Raw genomic sequence first — 17,695 nt, 5'->3', positions numbered from 1 at the left:
CCGCTCCCCGACGACCACAGCCCCGCCACCGCGCCAGAAAGGCCCCACCCGCCCATGACCCGGGTCCTGCTCACCGGCTTCGAACCGTTCGACGGCGCCGCCCTCAACCCGTCCTGGGAGGTCGCCCGCCTCGTCGCCGGCCGCCCGCCCGAGGGGATGACGGTCACCCCCGTCCGGCTGAGCTGCGTCTTCGAGCGGGCGGCCGACGAACTGCGCACGGCCGTACACGGCAGCGACCCCGACGTGGTGGTCTGCCTCGGCCAGGCGACCGGCCGCCCCGACATCAGCGTCGAGCGCATCGCCGTCAACATCGACGACGCCCGCATCCCGGACAACGCGGGCCGACAGCCCATCGACCGGCCCGTCGTCCCCGGCGGCCCCGCCGCCTACTTCGCCACCCTCCCCGTCAAGGCGTGCGTGGCCGCCGTCCGGACGGCCGGCCTGCCGTCCTCGCTCTCCCACAGCGCCGGAACCTTCGTCTGCAACCACGTCTTCTACGCCCTGATGCACCTGCTCGCCACCGAACGCCCCACCACCCGGGGCGGCTTCGTCCACGTGCCCGCCCTGCCCGACCAGGTCCTCGACCGGGCCCAGCCCTCCCTCCCCGCCGCCACGGCCGCGGACGCCCTGCGTGCCCTGCTCACCGCCGCCACCCGCCCCACCGACCTGCGCACGCCGCTGGGGACCGTCCACTGACCCGCCGAGACCCGGCCACGCCGGGGCCCCGGGAGGGCGACCCGGCCGCGCGCCCGGGCCCTACCGGAACGAGGCCGTCCCGTGGCGGCGCATCCTCCGCAGGCCGCCGTACGCCGCCGCGGCCGTCCAGAGCGCCATGATCAGCAGACCGGTCCAGTGCCCGTAGTGGATGCCGGCCTCGGCCCGGGTGCGCAGGGCGTAGCGGCCGGCCCGGTCGGGCAGGAACTGGCCGGCCTCGCGCACGCCGGGGATCGCGGCCAGCCAGGTGGTGCCCAGGAACACCATGGGGGCGAGCAGACCGAGTGCGGCGGTGAAGTTGCCCAGCACGGCGGTCAGGCCGAGGCACAGCACCACCATCAGCGGGTGGTAGAGCACGCCCGCGACGAGGCCGCGGGTCAGGCCCGGGGTGTCGAGGTCCAGACCGGTGGTCACGGCGACGGCGAGGAACGACAGGGTGGTCGAGACCAGCCCGAGGAGCAGCCCCAGGGCGGCGCCCAGCGCGAGCTTGGCGCCGTACAGGCGCTCGCGGCGGGGGACGGCGGTCAGCGAGACGTCGATCATCCCGGTGTTGAACTCCTGCCCGATCAGCAGGATCCCGAGGCAGGCGACGGCCACGTCGCCGAAGTTGAGGCCGAAGTAGAGGGTGTCGGCCGGGTCCTTGCCGGACGTCCCGCCGTGGCCCGCGGCGGCGCCGACGGCGGCGGTGATGCCGACGCTCAGCACCAGCGCGACCAGCGGGGCCGTCCACTGGGAGGGCAGGGTGGTGAACTTGAGCCGTTCGGCGCGCAGGGCGGATGCCATGGTCATCGGGTCCTCGCTTCGCTGGGTTCGCGGGCGGTGCGGGGTGACGGGCCCGGACGGGGGACGGGCCCGGACGGGGGACGGGTTCGGACGGGGGACGGGTTCGGACGGGGTGACGGGTTCGGACGGGGGCGGCGGGTTCGGACGGGGGCGGCGGGCAGGTCAGCTCGCACGCCGCATCGCCCGAAGGCCGCCGTACGCCGCCGCGGCCGTCCAGAGCGCCGTGATCAGTAGGCCCGTCCAGTGCCCGTACGCGACCTGCGGGTCGTCGGCGTAGCGGAGCGCGTACTGCCCGGCCCGGTCCGGCAGGAACTGCACCACCTGCCGCGCCCCGGGAACGCCGCCGAGCAGCGGCGAGAGCAGGAAGACGGTCGGGACCAGCAGGCCCAGGGCGGCGGTGAGGTTGCCCAGCATCGTCGTCACCCCGAGGCAGAACACCACCAGCAGCACGGGGTACAGCACCCCGGCGGTGGCGCTGCGGGCGAACGGGGCGCCGTCCCAGTCCCCCGGGACGGTGGCCGCGTACCCGGCGAAGGCGCCCGCCGTGCCGGCCGCGCCGACGCCGAGGGCGATCAGCGCGCCGAGGGCCAGCTTGGCTGCGTACAGCCGCCCGGGCCGGGGGACGGCGATGCGGGAGACGTCGATCATCCGGGTGTTGAACTCCCCGCCGACCAGCAGGATCCCGAAGCAGGCGAGCGCGGCCTGGCCGAAGTTGAGGCCGTAGAAGACGCCGACCCCGGGGTCGTCCACGAGGCTGTGCTCGGCGCCGCCGAGGACGGCGCCGACCGCGCCGGTGACGCCGGCGGTCAGCAGCAGGGCCAGCACCGGCGGGAGCCAGAGCGGGCGCAGGGTGGTCAGCTTGATCCGCTCGGCGCGCAGGGCGCGGGCGAAACCGCGCAAGGCGGCCGGACCGGCGGTGACGTCGTGAGGTGCGTTCACGCCCGCACCTGCGCCCGGTACTCGACGCTGTCGGCGGTCATCCGCATGAACGCCTCTTCGAGGGAGTCCTGTTGGACGGCGATCTCGTACAGCACCACGCCGTGCGCGGCCGCGAGCGCGGCGATCCGCTCCGCTGCGGCGCCGGTCACCTCCCAGGCGCCGTCCGCCACCGGTTCCGCGGTGACCGGTCCGCCGGCTCCGTCGCCCAGTGCACCCAGTGCACCCAGTTCGCCCAGTTCGCCCGGTTCGCCCAGTGCGCGCGGGGCGTCGTCGCCGCCGAGCAGGGCGGCCAGCTTCGTCGGGTCCACCGCGCGCACCCGGATCCGGGTGCGGCCGTGGCGTTCGATGAAGTCGGTGGTCGCGGAGTCCGCGAGCAGCCGGCCGCGCCCGATGACCACCAAGTGGTCGGCGGTGAGGGCCATTTCGGTCATCAGATGGGAGGAGACCAGCACCGCCCGCCCCTCGGCGGCCAGGTCGCGCAGCAGGGCGCGGATCCAGCGGATGCCCTCGGGGTCGAGGCCGTTCACCGGCTCGTCGAGCAGCAGCGTCGGCGGGTCGCCGAGCAGTGCGGCGGCGACGCCGAGGCGCTGGCGCATGCCGAGCGAGAAGCCGCGGATCCGCCGGCCGGCCGCGTCGGCCAGGCCGACCTGCGCGAGCACCTCGTCCACCCGGCGCTCCGGGAGGCCGTTGCTCGCGGCGAGCCAGCGCAGGTGGCCGCGGGCGGTCCGGCCGCCGTGCAGGGCCTGGGCGTCCAGCAGCGCGCCGACCCGCCGCAGCGGCTCGGCCAGTTCGACGTACGGGCGGCCGTCGACCAGGGCGCGTCCGGCGGTGGGCCGGTCCAGCCCGAGGAGCAGGCGCATGGTGGTGCTCTTGCCCGCGCCGTTCGGGCCGAGGAAACCGGTCACCACCCCGGGCCGGACCTCGAAGGAGAGGTCGTCGACCACCCGCATCCCGCCGTACTCCTTGGTGAGGCCCTGGATCTCGATCACGGCCGTACCGCCCTCCACTCGTCCGTCCTCCTCCGGTGGCGACAGGTGTCCTCCACCGACCGCGCCGGCGACGGGTCTCCCCCACCGACCGCGCCGGCGACGGGTCTCCCCCGCCGACCACCCCATTCGACCGGAGCGGGCCGCTCCCGCGGATCCCGCCGCGGAGGGGGCCGGCCTCCCTCCCGGGAGGGAGCCGACCGGCGGCCGCAGGGGGACGACCGGACCGCCGCCGACCTGGCAGGATGGCCGGATGCCCCGAATCCTCGCGCCACTGCTGGCCGGTGCCACGTACGCCCGTTGGCTGCACCTGCTGATCGGGTGGGTCTTCGCGGGCGTCGTGCTGATGATCTACCCCGGGACGTACCACCGGAGCCTCACCGAGATCCTGGCGGCGAGCATCCCGGTGGACGCCGCGCTGCTCGCGCTGATCGCCCTGCTGCCCGCCGCCCGGCGGGCCGAGGGCATCCAGGCGCGCCTGCTGCTGGTGCCCGACCGGGAGGAGGACATCGCCGCCGAGCCCGCCCGCACCTGGGCCGAACGGCGGCGTACGGCGGCCTGGTTGATCGGGCGGGTCGCGCTCGGTTCGGCGGTCGGGTGCGTGTCGGTGCTCACGCTCACCGCCTGCTACCGGCTGCTGGCCGGCCCCGCACGCGACCTGGCCGGCATCCGACCCGCCTCCCCGGACGTGCCGTTCTGGTACCTGCCGGCGGTTCCCCTGCTGATCCTCGGCTACGGCTGGCTGATGGTCTGCGCAGGGCGCCTCCAACTCGCCATGGCCGTACGGCTGCTGGGCCCGTCCCCGGCCGAGCGGCTGGCCGAGGCCGAACTGCGCGCCGAACGCCTGCTGGAACGCAACCGGTTGGCCCGCGAGCTGCACGACTCCATCGGCCACGCGCTGACGGTGACGGTCATTCAGGCCGGCGCGGCGCGCGAGGTCGGAGACGGGGCGTTCGTCGCCAGGGCGCTCGAAGTCATCGAGGAGACCGGCCGGCAGGCCATGGACGACCTCGAACGCACCCTCGCCCTGCTCGACGAGACGAACGACGGCGCGGCCACCGAGCGCCCCGGCATCGAGCAACTGCCCGCCTTCCTCGACACCGTGCGCGGGGCCGGCAGCCCCGTCCGGGCGTCGATCGACGTGCCGGCCGGCAGACTGCCCGGCGTGCTCTCCCGGGAGTCCTACCGGATCGTCCAGGAGGGCGTCACCAACGCGCTCAAGTACGCGCCCGGCGAGCCGATCAGCGTCCGGATCGCCGTCCGGGAAGGGCAGTTGGAGCTCCGCTGCACCAACCCCACCCCGGCCGCCGGCACCTCGCCCCGCCCCGGCGGCACGGCGCGGCGCAAGGGCGGCAAGGGACTTCGCGGCATCCGCGAGCGCGCCGCGCTGCTCGGCGGCGAGGCCACGGCCGGCCCCGAGTCCGGCACGTGGGTGCTGGCCGTGCGGATGCCCCTACGCTTGGGCGCGTGATGATCGACATTCTGCTCGCCGACGACGAGGAACTGGTCCGCGCCGGACTGCGGGCCGTCCTGGAGGCACAGGGCGACCTGCGGGTCGTCGGCGAGGCCGCGGACGGCGCCGAGGCCATCGCCCTGGCCCGTGCGCTGCGCCCGCACGTCGTGCTGATGGACGTCCGGATGCCGGTCCTGGACGGGCTGGCGGCGACCCGCGAACTCGTCCGGCCCGGCCCGCCCGGCGAGCAGTGCCCCAAGGTCCTGGTCGTCACCACCTTCGAGAACGACGACTACGTCTACCAGGCGCTGCGCGCGGGCGCAGACGGCTTCCTGCTGAAGCGCGCCCGCCCGGCCGAACTCGCCCACGCGGTCCGGCTCGTCGCGGCCGGCGAGACGCTGCTCTTCCCGGCCGCGCTCCGCCGCCTCGCCGCCGGACGGGGCAACCCGGCCGCCCGCGACGCCATGGCCCGGGCGGCACTGACGGAGCGCGAGGCCGAGGTGCTGCGCCTGGTCGCCGGCGGCCTGACCAACGCCGAGATCGCCGAGCGACTGTTCCTCGGCGTGCAGACGGTGAAGACCCACGTGAGCAGCGTGCTGGCGAAACTCGGCGCGCGGGACCGCACCCAGGCGGTGATCGCCGCGTACGAGTCCGGCTTCGTCGAGCCGTCCCCGGAGTAACGCCGGATCTCCGCACCGGATCCCTGCTCCGGATCTCCGCACCGGATCTCCGCACCGATCTCCGCACCGACTCGGAGGGACTCAGCCGGCGGGCTGCCCGGGGAGTGCGCGGACGGCCCGGGAGATGTCGGTGCGCAGGCGGTCGAGGTCCTCGTCCGGGCCGAGGATCATGCGGCGCACCTGGGGCATGGCGAGGCTCCAGCCGACCAGGCCGAGGGTGAGGAACAGCCGGGCGCGCGCGTCCTCGTCGCCGCCACCGGCCTGCACCGTCCGGAGCTTGTCCTCGTAGTGGCGCGCGCGGGCCTCCTCGCCGGGAACGGGCTGGTCGCCGAGTTCGAGGGCCTCCCACAGGAGCAGCCGCAGGGCCTCGGGGTGGGCACGGTGGTAGTCGAACAGGCGCTCGGCATAGGCGGACAGGTCGTCGTCACCGGGAGGGACGGCGTCGGCGAGGTCGGTCATGAGGCGTTCGAGGACGGCGGAGAAGAGGCCGCCCTTGTCTCCGAAGTAGTCGTAGATCGCCCGCTTGTTGGCCTGGGCGGCGGCGGCGATGCGGTCCACCCGGGCACCGGCGACGCCGTGGGCGGCGAACTCGGAGGCCGCCGCGGTGAGGATGCGCTCTTTGGTCGCTGTGGAGTCGTACGCCATGGGGCCATGGTAACGAACCAGTTCGTTTGACGGACGGGCAACGGTCTGCCAGTCTCTGTCCCGTCATTCCGAACCATCTAGTTCGTTCGGTTGGAGCGTTCGATGTCCCGACCCGATTCCACCCCCGTTGCCGGAAAGCTGCCGCTGCTGATGGCCCTGGCCTGCGGCGTCAGCGTGGCCAACGTCTACTTCCCCCAGGCCCTCAGCCCGCTCATCGCCCACGCTTTCGCGATCACCCCGGGAGCCGCCGCCGGTGTCGCCACCCTCACCCAACTCGGTTACGCAGCAGGGATCTTCCTGCTCGTCCCGCTCGGCGACCGACTGCCCCGCCGCCCGCTGATCACCACCCTGCTCGCCACGACGGGCGCCGCACTGCTGGCCGCCGGGCTCGCCCCGACCGTGCCCGCCCTCGTCGCCGCCGGCGCCGTGGTGGGCGTGGCCACCGTCGTGCCCCAACTGCTGCTACCCCTGGCCGCGGGCCTGGTCGCCCCCGAGCGGCGCGGCTCCGTCATCGGCACCCTCCAGGGCGGCCTGATCGGCGGCATCCTGCTGGCCCGCACCTTCGGCGGCGTCCTCGGCGAACACCTCGGCTGGCGCGCCCCCTACCTGGTCGCCGCCGTACTCACCGGCCTGCTCGCCCTCGTCCTCGGCCTGACCCTGCCCGCCGTCCCGACCGTCACCCGCGCCCGCTACCGTTCCCTGCTCGCCGACACCCTGCGCCTCCTGCACACCGAGCCGGCCCTGCGCCGCTCCGCCTTCTACCAGGCCACCCTCTTCGCCGGATTCAGCGCCACCTGGACGGCGATCGCCCTCCTGCTCACCGGCCCGCACTACCGGATGGACGCCCAGGCGGTCGGCGTCCTCGCCCTGATCGGCGCCGCCAGCATGCTCGGCGCCCCCGCCGCGGGCCGCCGCGTCGACCGGGACGGCCCGGACCGGGTCAACACCTGGTGCCTGGCGGCCGTCCTGGGCGCCTCGGCCGTCCTCGCCGCCGGGGCAGCAGGCGGCATGCTCGGCCTGGCGGCCCTCGCGGTGGGCCTGCTCCTGCTGGACGTGGCCGTCCAGTGCAGCCAAGTCGCCAACCAGGCCCGCATCTTCGCGCTCCGGCCGGAGGCCCGCAGCCGGCTCAACACCGCCTACATGACCTGCTCGTTCCTCGGCGGCAGCGCCGGCTCATGGCTCGGCGTACGCGCCTACGCACAGTTCGGCTGGCCCGGCGTGTGCGCCCTCGTCGCCCTCGCCGCCGCCTGCGCGCTCGCCGTCCACCTCGTTCGTACACCCCTGCCCGCACCCCAGTGAGGAGCACCTCCGATGACCTTCCCCGCCATGCCCGCCGCCGTCCTGCAGTTCTTCCGCGCCTCCCAGGAGGGCGACGCCGACACCTGGGCCGCCGCCTTCGCCGAAGCCGGGGTCTTCCACGACCCCATCGGCACGCCCCCGATCACCGGCCGCGCCGCGATCCGCGAGTTCATCGCCTCGGTGCTGCCGAACTTCCAGCCCTTCCTGGGCCTCACTCCCGTCGAGGCGCACACCGTCGGCCGTCACGTCGCCGTCTCCTGGCGGGGCGCGGCCGTGGCGCTGAACGGCCGACCCGTCAACTGGTCCGGCATCAACATCTACGAGCTCGACGAGGAGACGGGATTGATCCGGACGGCCACGGCGTACTTCAACAGCGCCGTCTTCCGCTCCCAACTCGCCGACTGATCACGACGCTTGCACCCCGCCCGCCCCCTCCCGGCAGGCGGGCCCCGTCACGTTCATCATCAGCACTCCACATACGTCCTGACGGATCGTCAACTTCCTTGATCAGCACCGGGAGTGGACTACTCCAATTGCAAAACACCTCCACGTTTGACTTGAACCGGATCTGTGACGCCCCGGAAACAGACGGTAACGTCTGCTCCCCCAACCCCGCCGAAGGGACGATGGCATGACGGCAACGACGCCCGAACACGCCGCGAAGGACCCGGGCAAGGCGACGGAGGCGTACGTCTTCGGGTACCCGCTGGTCACCATGGAGGCCACCCGCCGACTGCAGACGAACACCGTCAAGGTGGGCACCACGCAGGCACCGACGAACCAGCTCCTCCACTACAACGCACCGCCCACCCCGGCGATGAAGGACGTCGTCCGACCCAACGTGGACACGCTCTACACCCAGGGCTGGATCGACCTCGCGGCCGGGCCGATGGTGCTCGAAGTGCCGGTGATGGACCAGGGCCGCTACTGGCTCATGGAAATCCTGGACATGTGGACCAACGTCGTCGGCAACCCCACCAGCCTCGAACCGCTCACCACCCCGGCCACCGACCCGGCCACCGGCGCCGAGGTCTACTCCTACGCGCTGACCGGCCCCGGCTGGGAGGGCGAACTGCCCGCCGGCGTCCACCGGCTGGAGATGCCCACCGACTCGATCTGGCTGATCGGCCGCACGGAGATCCACAACACCAGCGAAGAGGAGATCCAGACCGTCACCGGCTACCAGAATCTGATGCGGCTGCTGCCGATCAGCGCCTGGCCCGACAACGGCAGCTACCTCCCCCCGGACGGCGTCTACGACCCCGACATCCCCGACACGCCGCCCTCCGAGCTGGTCAACGACATGCCCGGCCCCGAGTTCTTCACCGAACTCGCCGCCCTGCTCCCCCACACGCCGCTCAACCCTCCGGACCGCGCGATGTCCGCCCTCCTCGCCGAGCTGGGCCTCCACCCGTACGACGCCGACAAGCTCCCCTCCGCCGAGCAGTTGGAGGCGGCCAGGCTCCGGGGCCTCGACGCCATCAGGAACCACCAGGCGTCCGAGCCGGTCAACGGCTGGACCTTCACCAGGACCGACATCGGCTACTACGGCACGCACTACCTCCAGCGCGCCTACATCACCGCGATCGGCCTCGGTGCCAACCTCCCCGAGAACGCCCTCTACCCCAGCATCACCGCGACCGCGACCGACAGCACCGGACAACCGCTGCGCTACACCCTCACCTTCCCCGCCGGCCAGCTGCCGCCCGTCAACGCGTTCTGGTCGCTGACCGCCTACGACTCCGCCAGCTTCCTGGTCGCCAACCCCGCCGACATCTACGCCATCGGCCACTACCTCACCCCCGCCACGGACCCGGCCACCGACGCGACCACCCTGTACATCCAGGCCGAACCCCCCACCGACACCGACCTGCAGACCGCCAACTGGCTCCCCATCCCCACCAGCGGCAACTTCTCCGTCACCCTGCGCCTCTACGCACCGCGCCTGGCCGACATCCCCGCGAGCTGGCCGCCGCCGCTCGAATCCGCCTGACAGACCGCGGATCAGGGCCCGCCGCCGGCACTCCGGCGGCGGGCCCTGGTCGGCATCGCCCGTCTTCTCACGGTCGAACGCCGATCGTCGGAGTCGCCCCCTTCCCCGTCCCCGTCCCCGCGTCCACCCGGAACCGACCCTCGGAGCCGCCACCCGAACCCTCAGCGGTGCTCCGGGTTCTCGAAGTCGAAGCGGCACCCGGCGTCCCACTCGGAGCGCTGGTTGCCGTACGCCGGGATGCCGCCGGCGTCCTTCAGCATCCGGGCCAGGTGGAGCTGGTTCCACGTCATGAACGTCGCGTTCCGGTTGGTGAAGTCGTTCTCCGGACCACCCGACCCCGGGTCGAGGTACGACGGCCCGGGGCCCGCCTCGCCGACCCAGCCCGCGTCCGCCTGCGGCGGGATCGTGTAACCGAGGTGCTGGAGGCTGTAGAGCACGTTCATCGCGCAGTGCTTCGCGCCGTCCTCGTTGCCCGTGATCAGACAGCCGCCGACGCGGCCGTAATACGCGTACTGTCCCGCGGAGTTGAGGATGGACGAGCAGGCGTAGAGCCGCTCGACGACCTTCTTCATGACGGAGGAGTTGTCCCCGAGCCAGATCGGGCCCGCGAGCGTCAGGATGTCGGCCGCCATCACCTTCGAGTAGATGACCGGCCACTCGTCGGTCTCCCAGCCGTGCTCGGTCATGTCCGGCCAGACGCCGGTCGCGATGTCGATGTCGACCGCGCGCAGGACCTCGACCTCGACGCTCTGGCGCTCCAGGATGCGGGTGCTGACGTCGATCAGGCCCTGGGTGTGGCTGCGTTCCGGGGAGCGCTTGAGGGTGCAGTTGATCACCAGGGCGCGCAGGTCGGCGTAGGAGGTGGTCGGGTCCGGCACGGGGTCCTCCGTCGTGGGGTGCGGGAGGCCGGCCGGACGGGCCCCGGGGCGCTCCCCGCCCAGCTCACCAGCCCCGCCGCGCGGGCGCGCGCCGGGCTGGGCCGGTCGGGTCCGGGGTCCGCCGGTGGGTGGCCGCCGGGACGGGCATCGTGCGGGTTGATGCCCCGGGCCGGCGATGGGGCCGGCCCGGGGCCCGTTCACGGTCCCCTGTGCGGAGCGGGATCAGCCGTCGTTCTCCGCCGACGGCAGGTAGGCGCCGGGCACGTCGTTCGGGGCGAAAATCCCGTCCTCGCCCGGGTACGGGGTGGTCCAGTTGTGGGTCTGGTACCAGGTCAGGTGGTTCATCTGCACCGGGTTCGCGCGGTCGGGCGCGGCGTTCGGGCCGGAGAGGTGCTGCTTCGCCTTCCAGGCGGACCACTGGTCCGCGACGGCCCGCTCGGCCGCCGGCGGCTCGGTCGTGGTCGGCGCCGCCGCGGCGTTGCGGTCCGCGGCCGCGGGCACGTCGACGCCGCAGGTGGGCGGCGTCTTCAGGCCGTCGGTGAGCGAGGTCCGGTTGGGCACCGAGGTGAACGGCGTGAAGTCCGGCTTGTCGGTGAAGGCCGTGGACATCGGGCTGGCCGCGCTGTCCTTCTGGTTCATCGGGTGGATGCCGAGGATCTGCTCGATGGTGCGGACCATCGTGATCTGCGAGTAGTAGCGGCTGTCGACGGCGCCGTGCTGCGCCCAGGGGCTGATGACCTGGATCGGGGCGCGGTGGCCGTCCACGTGGTCGAGGCCGGCCTGGGAGTCGTCCTCGACCACGAAGATCGCGGAGTCCTTCCAGTACTCGCTGTGCGAGATCTCGTCGATGATCCTGCCGGTCGCCAGGTCGTTGTCGGCGACCTGCGCGGCCGGGCTTGCCGGGCCGCCGGTGTGGTCGCTGGACAGCCACAGCATGTTGAGGTCGGCCGGGCCGTTCTGCTCGAAGTCCTGCTTCCAGATCTGGTACCGGTACAGGTCCGGCACGTCGGTGTCGAACTTGGGGAAGCCGGGCACCGACACGTCGTTGAGCGACGGGATCGGCGAGGAGGAGTTGAGGGTGTAGGCGCTGCCCTGCCCCGTCTCGTCCATGGTCTTCGCGTCGCAGTACAGGTTCTGCCAGCTCGCGTCGGCGGGCTTGGTCAGGAACTGGTGGAACTCGCCGAAGTCGCGCACGTCCTTGCCGGCCGCCTGCGCGCCCGACCACAGGAAGCCCGAGCGCTGGTGGCCCAGGCCGTCGTCCTCGGTGTCGTAGCTGCGCTCGTACTCCCCGGCCGAGGACTCGGTGTACTCCGGGTTGTCCGCCTGCATCAGCCAGTTGTGGCCCTCGGCGGAGTTGGTGCCGATGTCGTAGGTGTTGTCGTAGAGCCCGAACTGCTCGGCCAGCGCGTGCTGGTTCGGCGTCACGTTCGCGCCGAACTGGGCCAGCTTCGGGTCGCCGTTGCCCTTCGCGATGTCGCCGAAGACCTGGTCGTAGGTCCGGTTCTCCTTGACGATCAGGAAGACGTGCTTGATCGTCGACGGGTCGCCGATCCGGGCCGGCACCGGCACGGGCTTGGCCTTGTGCCGGTCGGACGCGCTGCGGCCCGAGGCGTTCCGGTCGGACGCGTTCCGGTCGGACGCGTTCCGGTCGCCGGCGTCCTTGTCAGCGGTCCGGGCGGCGCCGCTGGTCCAGCCGTTCTGCTGGAAGACCTTGGCGGTCTGGGCGCGGATCTCCCGGTCGCTGGGCAGGGTGAACTGCGTCAGGCTGGAGGTCGTGTCGTGGGTGTTGTGGGCGCCGCCGGCGCGGGGCCGCCGGGCGTCGATGCCACGGGTGTTGGAGACCAGGACGGTGGAGCCGACGGTGGTGATCTCCGCCGGGAAGTAGTCCGTGGGCAGCAGGCCGACGTAGCTCACCGGCTCCTGCGCGCTCGTGTAGCGGTAGACGGCCACCGCGTTGGCACGGCCGAGGGTGACCAGCAGGTGCCCGTCGTCGGTGAGCGTCACCGCGTCCGGCTCGTAGCCCACCGAGGCCTCCGGCCACGGCTTGGTGGAGATGCGCTGCACGACCTCGTCCCGCGCGGTGTCGATGACGGACACCTGGTCGGAGGCGGTGTCGGTGACGAACAGCGTCCCGTTCTTGGCGTACAGCGCGGTCGGGTGCAGGCCGACCTCGATGGACCGGACCACGGCGGCCGGGTCGCCGAGGTCGATCACGCTGACGGTGCCCGTGGTGGTGGCGCCCGTGTCCGGGTCGGCCGGCACCTGCGTGCCGTAGGAGTTGAGGGTGGTGTCGTCGGCGGTGGCCGGGCGGCCGCCCTCGTTGCCGACGTACAGCTTCCGGCCCACCTGGGCGAGGCCGCGCGGCGCGTTGCCGACCGTCCAGCTCCGCCCGATCGCGCCGGTCGCCGCGTCGATCGCGACCACCCGGTTCTGGCCGTTGACCGCCGCGTACACCGTCGCGCCGTCCACCGAGAACACCGCGCCCGAGGCCAGCGCGTGCTTGTCCCCGTCCGCCGGGATCGGCACCGCCACCGGGTCGGCGAGGGAGCCGTCCGGCTTCACGGTGAACCTGGTGTAGCCGTCAAGCTGGCCCAGCCACAGCTGCTTGCCGTCCGGCGAGTTCACCGGGGCCTCCTGGCCGACCGAGCCCTTGGGCAGGCGCAGGTCGTCCGTCTTGGCCGTGCCGACGCGCTGCTGCACCCGGCCGGTCTTCAGGTCGACGACGACCAGCGAGGCGTCGCCGTCCGCGAGCGAGGCGGCCAGGTGGGCGCCGTCCGGGCTGACCCGGGAGGCCATCAGCTTGCCGTTGTCGATGACGACCCGGCTGCCGTACGGGGCGATGTACTGGTCGCTGGAGACGACCTGGCCGTTCGCGGTGACCTGGCCGACCTGGTCCGTGCCGAACTGGTAGGTGGTCGCGAAAGCCGTGCCGGTGGCCACGGCCACCGCGGTGATGCACGCCGTGGCGAGCGTGGCACGGCGGCCCGTCCCGCGGCCGAGGAGGGTGCGGTGCTCCTTCTGGACACGTCGACGACGTGTGACCTGCATGGCTTCAACCCTTCGTTGGTTTCGGTTCGTTCGGTGCGTGGTCGATCGGGTGGGCGCGCTCGGCGCGGGTTCAGGAGGACAGTCGCAGGCTCAGGAGGAGAGCAGCGCGACCTGGCCGTCGAACTGCCACAGCGGGTTCGGCGCGTCCCCGGTCGGGGTGTGCACCAGGAAGTAGCCGTTCACCTCCTTCGGCCCGTCGCCGTCCGCCGTCAGCCTCCCGTCCGGGGCGATGTCGAGCTGGTAGACCGCCGTCCCCGGCGCCGCCGTGCCCGGCAGGTGCCAGGTGACGACGCAGCGCCAGTCGTTGCCCGGCCCCTCCGGGTCCACCTGGCCGTCACCGCGCTCGCACGCCGCCGCGACCCGCAACTGGTCCTCGGTGACGGCGGGACGGTGCAACTGCTCGGTCTGCAGCCGGTAGAGGTGGGCGAACCCGGTGGCGACCGAACGCTGCACCTTCTCCTGCGAGATCCCCGAGCCCGTCGACGGCGCGGCCACGGCGACCGTCCCGAAGCTCACCGCGAGCAGGCCGGCGAGCGGCAGCACCCCGAAGGCCGGCGCCCGGCGGCCCGGGCCGTCCTCGGCGCCGTTGGTGAAGTCCCGCCGGACGAACAGCCGGTAGGCGACGGCGGTCGCCACCGCGGCCCACACCAGGCTGACCGCGACGGCGATCAGCAGCTCGTCGAGCCGGACGGGATCGGCGAACAGCCCGTTCCAGGAGACGAAGGCGTAACCGGGCAGGGCCAGGCGCAGCGCCACCGGCAGCGGCAGCATCTGCGCGAGCTGCATCGCGACCGCCGTCAGCGCCGGGACGAGCAGGCCCATCGGCGAGCGGCCGAGGAGAACGGAGCCGAGCAGTCCGATCGCCGCCAGTGCCAGGGTGGGCGCCAGCGCGCACCCCCACGCCAGTAGGACGCTGACGGCCGCGTCGGACGGCGCCAGCAGGTGCCCGTCGACGCCGACCAGCGGCTCGTTCCCGACCGCGGCCAGCCCGCCCGCCGTGCTCGACGCCACCAACCCAGCCACCAGCAGCACGATCACGGTCCCGCTCGCCAGCGCCTTCGCCGCGAAGATCCGCCGCGGCGAGCGGACCGTCACCAGCAGGTGCCGCCACGTCCCGAGCCGGTCCTCGGCGGCGAGCACGTCGCCCGCGACCACCGAGGTCAGCAGCGGCAGCGCCCAGGATCCCGCGAAGCCGAGCACCACCAGCGGGCCCGCCCAGCCGGTGGCGTGCATCCAGCGGCCGAACAGCGTGTCGGACGGCAGCGTGCCCTGCTGGGCCACCGCGGCGGTGAACAGGCCCGGCGCGGTCCAGCAGGCCAGCATCAGCAGCCGGATCCGCCATTGGGAGACGAGCTTGACCAGCTCGAAGCGGTAGACGCGGCCGACCGGTACGCGGCGTGCGCCGGCCGCGGCGCCGATGTGGGCGCCGACCGCCGTGGTCCGGGCCGTGATCGTGGTCATCGCTCGTCCTCCTCATGCTCCTCCTGCTGCTGTCCCTCTGTCGGCGTGGTCGGCCCCGGTCGCCCGGCCGGTGCGCTCGGCTCGGCCGAACCGGTCAGCGCCAGGTACGCGGCCTCCAGCGGCGGGACGACGGGGGCGACCTCGCGCACCCGCACGTCCGCGTGCACCAGCTCCGCCACCAGCCGCTCGACCGCCGGCCGCGACGCGCGCACGACCAGCGACTCCGCCCCCCGCCACTCCCCCGCCTCCGCGACGACCCGTACGCCCGCCACCCCGGCGGCCACCCGCCGCGCGGCCGGCGGGTCGGAGGTGAGCAGACGGTGCTCGAACCCGCGGCTCTCCGGAGCCAGCGAGCCCAGCGGGCCGGAGAACCGGACCCGGCCGGTGGCGAGGATCGTGACCTCGGAGCACAGCGCTTCGAGGTCGTCCATGCGGTGGCTGGACAGCACGACGGTCACGCCCTCGTCCGCGAGCCGGCGCAGCGCCCCGTCGACGTGCCGCTTGCCCGCCGGGTCCAGGCCGTTGGACGGCTCGTCGAGCACCAGCAGCCGCGGCTCGGTGAGCAGCGCCGCGGCCAGCCCGAGCCGCTGCCGCATCCCCAGCGAGAAGCCACGTACCCGGTCGTCGGCGACGTCCGTCAGGCCGACCTCGGCCAGCGCGCCGTCGATCCGCTCCGCGACCCGCCGCGCCCGGGTGTCCTCACCGCGCAGCGCCGCCAGCGCGGCCAGGTTCTTCCGGGCGGTCAGCGACGGGTAGAGCCCGGGGCCGTCCACGAACCCGGCCACGCCGTCCGGTGCCGCCAGGGCCCGTCCGACCGGTCTGCCGAGCACCTCCAACTCGCCGCCGTCCGCGACGGCCAGGCCGAGCAGCAGCCCGAGCAGTGTCGTCTTCCCGGCCCCGTTGGGCCCGGCCAGCCCGTGGATCCGCCCGGGCGCCAGGTCCAGCCGGACGCCGTCGAGCGCCACCACGTCACCGAAGCACTTCGTCAATCCACGTGCCCGTACGGCAAGTTGTGAGTCTTCCATGGCCCCTTCTCGCAGTCCCCCAGGGAAGGTAGGGCCCTGACGGGGCGCCGTCAGGAGCGCGCGGTTGAACTCCCATGGAACAGCTGACGCCCGGCGCGGCCTCAGCCCCGCGACTGCGCCCCGTGGCGCAGCACGAATCCGGCCCGCACCTCCACGCTCCCGGCCGCGATCAGCCCCTCGACCGGCTCCGGGCCGCCACCGTCCGCCTCGAAGGCGACCAGCACCGCGGGGCGTTCACCGGCCTGCCGCTCGACCAGCCGCCACTCCTCGGGCGCCGGCGCCCGGAACACCGGGTCCTGGAACATCGCCGGGCACCGGACGTACAGCGGATCGCCGAAGACCAGCTCCAGGCCGTGGTGGTACGTCAGGTCGTAACCCGCCGCGAGGCGCAGCTCACCGGGCGTCCAGGAGAGCACCTCCCAGTCCCACCAGGACCCTGCGGGCAGTTCCACCGGCTCGCCCCCCACGCCCACCCGTCCTCCCCCTCCTACGGAAACCCGCTACCCGCCCCGACCCACCCGGGCGAAGATGGTGCCATGCCGACCCCCCGGGCCGTGCCCCCTCCGCCCGCTCGGCCGTCAAGGGCTTCCAACCCTTCCTCCCCCGCCCGAACCCCCTGACCCAGCAGCGCCCGACCGCTCCGAACCGCCGAGGCCCCCGGTACCATCCGGCAGGGAGAGCCGTAACCCTGGAGGATCACCGCATGTCCGCCGTCGCCGTCTACATCGGCCGATCGTCCGAGAAGAACTTCCGAGTCGGCCTCCGCAACTCCGTCTGGGGGTGGAAGCGGACGACCGCCGACCGGGCCGAGACCCCGGAGGTCCTGGCCGGTCTGAAGGCCGGCGACTACATCCTGTTCGGCCATCGCGGCCCGAGTGTCCGGGTGGGGCCCGGTGGGTGGGCCGACGCCGTGCTCCGCGAGCTCGCCATCGCCCGGGTCACCGGTCCCCGGTACGTCAGCGACACCCCGGTCTGGGAGGACGACACGTACCCCGTGCGGGTCCCCATGGAGGTCCTCGGCGTCGAGGAGCGGTTCGACGGCCGGTTCTTCGGCGCCGAGCTGATGGAGGCCCTGCGTCTGTCGGCCAACAAGCAGAGCTCTCCGGTACCGGTATCCGACCTCGAGGTCATGGCCGGGCTGGTCAACTCCCTCAACCGGCTGGAGAATGACGAGGCTCGCGACGCCCCCACTCCTCCCGGGGCCTCCGACTCCGCCGCTGCCCTCGGACCGGTCGACATCGTCCCCCCTCCGCGTTTCCTCGATCTGGACGACGATCTCGACCGCCTGACGACCGCCATAGCCCGCCGCGAGCAGACCGGCCTTCGGCGCAGGATGTTCAACGGCAGTCCCTCCGCCCGGTGCGACCTCTGCGGCCGGACCCTGCCCTCACGGCTCGTCCGCGCGGCCCACGTCCGGAAGCGGTCGGAATGCGACGCGGACCAGCGACGCGACACCGCCAACCTGATGGCCGCCTGCGTCCTGGGCTGTGACGCGCTGTTCGAGGACCGGTTCATCCACGTCACCGCCGAAGGCCTGGTGGCGCTGTCGCAGGAGACGCTGGCCTCGGAGGACCTCGCCTCGGCGGCGGGGTTCCTCGACGGCAGGCGCTGCACGGCCCACACCTCCGACAGCGAGCCGTACTTCGCCTGGCACCGGCGCGACCCGGCCGGGCCCCGCGGCGACGGGCTCGCACCGGCTCCGGAAGCGCCGCGGGCCGGCTGAGGCGGCCGGGACCTGCGGTCCGCGGCCCCGGCGGGAGCGCGCCCGGACGGTGACACTGCCGGAGGCCA

General features: G+C 73.4%; 16 protein-coding genes. 7 read left to right on the top strand and 9 right to left on the bottom strand.

What is annotated here, in order from left to right; translation table 11 throughout:
• The first annotated feature begins 54 nt into the window (after positions 1-54).
• Positions 55-696 (top strand): pyroglutamyl-peptidase I, encoded by a 642-nt coding sequence (gene pcp / locus ACPC54_RS20390; RefSeq protein WP_498966499.1) that lies wholly within the window; start codon positions 55-57, stop codon positions 694-696.
• A gap of 60 nt (positions 697-756) precedes the next feature.
• Here the strand turns inward: pcp and ACPC54_RS20385 are convergent, their stop codons facing one another.
• From ACPC54_RS20385 to ACPC54_RS20375, 3 genes are all read right to left on the bottom strand, one after another.
• Positions 757-1,503 (bottom strand): hypothetical protein, encoded by a 747-nt coding sequence (locus ACPC54_RS20385; protein WP_498966498.1) that lies wholly within the window; start codon positions 1,501-1,503, stop codon positions 757-759.
• A 156-nt stretch (positions 1,504-1,659) separates the two neighbouring features.
• Positions 1,660-2,436 carry an ABC transporter permease gene (locus ACPC54_RS20380; RefSeq protein WP_498966497.1) on the bottom strand — a complete coding sequence of 259 codons (777 nt, stop codon included), beginning with the start codon at positions 2,434-2,436 and terminating at the stop codon, positions 1,660-1,662.
• On the bottom strand, positions 2,433-3,425 hold the full coding sequence (locus tag ACPC54_RS20375) for an ABC transporter ATP-binding protein (RefSeq protein ID WP_498966565.1): 993 nt from the start codon (positions 3,423-3,425) through the stop codon (positions 2,433-2,435). Before ACPC54_RS20375 ends, ACPC54_RS20380 begins: the two co-directional genes overlap by 4 nt.
• Before the next feature lie 250 nt (positions 3,426-3,675).
• On the opposite strand from ACPC54_RS20375, the gene ACPC54_RS20370 reads away from it, so the two are divergent.
• Both ACPC54_RS20370 and ACPC54_RS20365 read left to right on the top strand, forming a co-directional pair.
• A complete protein-coding gene (locus ACPC54_RS20370; RefSeq protein ID WP_498966496.1) occupies positions 3,676-4,893 on the top strand; it encodes a sensor histidine kinase in 1,218 nt (405 codons plus the stop codon).
• Entirely contained in the window at positions 4,893-5,555 is a 663-nt protein-coding gene (locus tag ACPC54_RS20365) for a response regulator transcription factor (protein WP_498966563.1), read from the top strand. Before ACPC54_RS20370 ends, ACPC54_RS20365 begins: the two co-directional genes overlap by 1 nt.
• Positions 5,556-5,636: 81 nt before the next feature.
• On the opposite strand, the gene ACPC54_RS20360 is transcribed toward ACPC54_RS20365, so the two are convergent.
• Positions 5,637-6,200, bottom strand: coding sequence for a TetR/AcrR family transcriptional regulator (locus tag ACPC54_RS20360; RefSeq protein ID WP_498966495.1), 564 nt, complete (start codon positions 6,198-6,200; stop codon positions 5,637-5,639).
• Positions 6,201-6,302: 102 nt separating this feature from the next.
• Between ACPC54_RS20360 and ACPC54_RS20355 the strand changes: the two genes are divergently transcribed.
• From ACPC54_RS20355 to ACPC54_RS20345, 3 genes are all read left to right on the top strand, one after another.
• Positions 6,303-7,499, top strand: a complete 1,197-nt coding sequence (locus tag ACPC54_RS20355; RefSeq protein WP_498966493.1) for an MFS transporter — start codon at positions 6,303-6,305, stop codon at positions 7,497-7,499.
• 12 nt (positions 7,500-7,511) lie between these two features.
• A complete protein-coding gene (locus ACPC54_RS20350; protein WP_498966492.1) occupies positions 7,512-7,904 on the top strand; it encodes a nuclear transport factor 2 family protein in 393 nt (130 codons plus the stop codon).
• A gap of 226 nt (positions 7,905-8,130) precedes the next feature.
• Complete coding sequence (locus tag ACPC54_RS20345; RefSeq protein WP_498966491.1) at positions 8,131-9,492, top strand: DUF1254 domain-containing protein; 1,362 nt, start codon at positions 8,131-8,133, stop codon at positions 9,490-9,492.
• Positions 9,493-9,653: 161 nt separating this feature from the next.
• Here ACPC54_RS20345 and ACPC54_RS20340 read toward each other — a convergent pair whose 3' ends face one another.
• The 5 genes from ACPC54_RS20340 to ACPC54_RS20320 all read right to left on the bottom strand — a co-directional run bounded on the left by ACPC54_RS20340 (position 9,654) and on the right by ACPC54_RS20320 (position 16,371).
• Positions 9,654-10,370 carry a flavodoxin family protein gene (locus ACPC54_RS20340; protein WP_498966489.1) on the bottom strand — a complete coding sequence of 239 codons (717 nt, stop codon included), beginning with the start codon at positions 10,368-10,370 and terminating at the stop codon, positions 9,654-9,656.
• 222 nt (positions 10,371-10,592) lie between these two features.
• Positions 10,593-13,418 (bottom strand): alkaline phosphatase family protein, encoded by a 2,826-nt coding sequence (locus ACPC54_RS20335; RefSeq protein ID WP_498966488.1) that lies wholly within the window; start codon positions 13,416-13,418, stop codon positions 10,593-10,595.
• A 90-nt stretch (positions 13,419-13,508) separates the two neighbouring features.
• Positions 13,509-14,879 carry an ABC transporter permease gene (locus tag ACPC54_RS20330; RefSeq protein ID WP_498966486.1) on the bottom strand — a complete coding sequence of 457 codons (1,371 nt, stop codon included), beginning with the start codon at positions 14,877-14,879 and terminating at the stop codon, positions 13,509-13,511.
• Complete coding sequence (locus tag ACPC54_RS20325; protein WP_498966485.1) at positions 14,876-15,904, bottom strand: ABC transporter ATP-binding protein; 1,029 nt, start codon at positions 15,902-15,904, stop codon at positions 14,876-14,878. The genes ACPC54_RS20330 and ACPC54_RS20325 overlap by 4 nt, the downstream gene beginning before the upstream one ends.
• A 101-nt stretch (positions 15,905-16,005) precedes the next feature.
• Positions 16,006-16,371: a hypothetical protein gene (locus tag ACPC54_RS20320; RefSeq protein ID WP_498966483.1), complete on the bottom strand. Its 366-nt coding sequence runs from the start codon at positions 16,369-16,371 to the stop codon at positions 16,006-16,008.
• A gap of 236 nt (positions 16,372-16,607) precedes the next feature.
• On the opposite strand from ACPC54_RS20320, the gene ACPC54_RS20315 reads away from it, so the two are divergent.
• Complete coding sequence (locus tag ACPC54_RS20315) at positions 16,608-17,627, top strand: hypothetical protein (protein ID WP_498966481.1); 1,020 nt, start codon at positions 16,608-16,610, stop codon at positions 17,625-17,627.
• Positions 17,628-17,695 lie beyond the last annotated feature (68 nt).

This window comes from Kitasatospora sp. NPDC094028, assembly GCF_049543595.1.
Lineage (GTDB): Bacteria > Actinomycetota > Actinomycetes > Streptomycetales > Streptomycetaceae > Kitasatospora.
Note: the sequence above shows the minus strand (reverse complement) of the source record. Positions and strands in the feature narration are given on the sequence as shown.

Excerpts from the sequence above, each read along its gene's own strand:
- pcp (WP_498966499.1), top strand. The coding sequence starts at position 55 with ATGACCCGGGTCCTGCTCACCGGCTTCGAACCGTTCGACGGCGCCGCC.
- ACPC54_RS20385 (WP_498966498.1), bottom strand. The coding sequence starts at position 1,503 with ATGACCATGGCATCCGCCCTGCGCGCCGAACGGCTCAAGTTCACCACC.
- ACPC54_RS20370 (WP_498966496.1), top strand. The coding sequence starts at position 3,676 with ATGCCCCGAATCCTCGCGCCACTGCTGGCCGGTGCCACGTACGCCCGT.
- ACPC54_RS20365 (WP_498966563.1), top strand. The coding sequence starts at position 4,893 with ATGATCGACATTCTGCTCGCCGACGACGAGGAACTGGTCCGCGCCGGA.
- ACPC54_RS20360 (WP_498966495.1), bottom strand. The coding sequence starts at position 6,200 with ATGGCGTACGACTCCACAGCGACCAAAGAGCGCATCCTCACCGCGGCG.
- ACPC54_RS20355 (WP_498966493.1), top strand. The coding sequence starts at position 6,303 with ATGTCCCGACCCGATTCCACCCCCGTTGCCGGAAAGCTGCCGCTGCTG.
- ACPC54_RS20350 (WP_498966492.1), top strand. The coding sequence starts at position 7,512 with ATGACCTTCCCCGCCATGCCCGCCGCCGTCCTGCAGTTCTTCCGCGCC.
- ACPC54_RS20345 (WP_498966491.1), top strand. The coding sequence starts at position 8,131 with ATGACGGCAACGACGCCCGAACACGCCGCGAAGGACCCGGGCAAGGCG.
- ACPC54_RS20335 (WP_498966488.1), bottom strand. The coding sequence starts at position 13,418 with ATGCAGGTCACACGTCGTCGACGTGTCCAGAAGGAGCACCGCACCCTC.
- ACPC54_RS20330 (WP_498966486.1), bottom strand. The coding sequence starts at position 14,879 with ATGACCACGATCACGGCCCGGACCACGGCGGTCGGCGCCCACATCGGC.
- ACPC54_RS20325 (WP_498966485.1), bottom strand. The coding sequence starts at position 15,904 with ATGGAAGACTCACAACTTGCCGTACGGGCACGTGGATTGACGAAGTGC.
- ACPC54_RS20315 (WP_498966481.1), top strand. The coding sequence starts at position 16,608 with ATGTCCGCCGTCGCCGTCTACATCGGCCGATCGTCCGAGAAGAACTTC.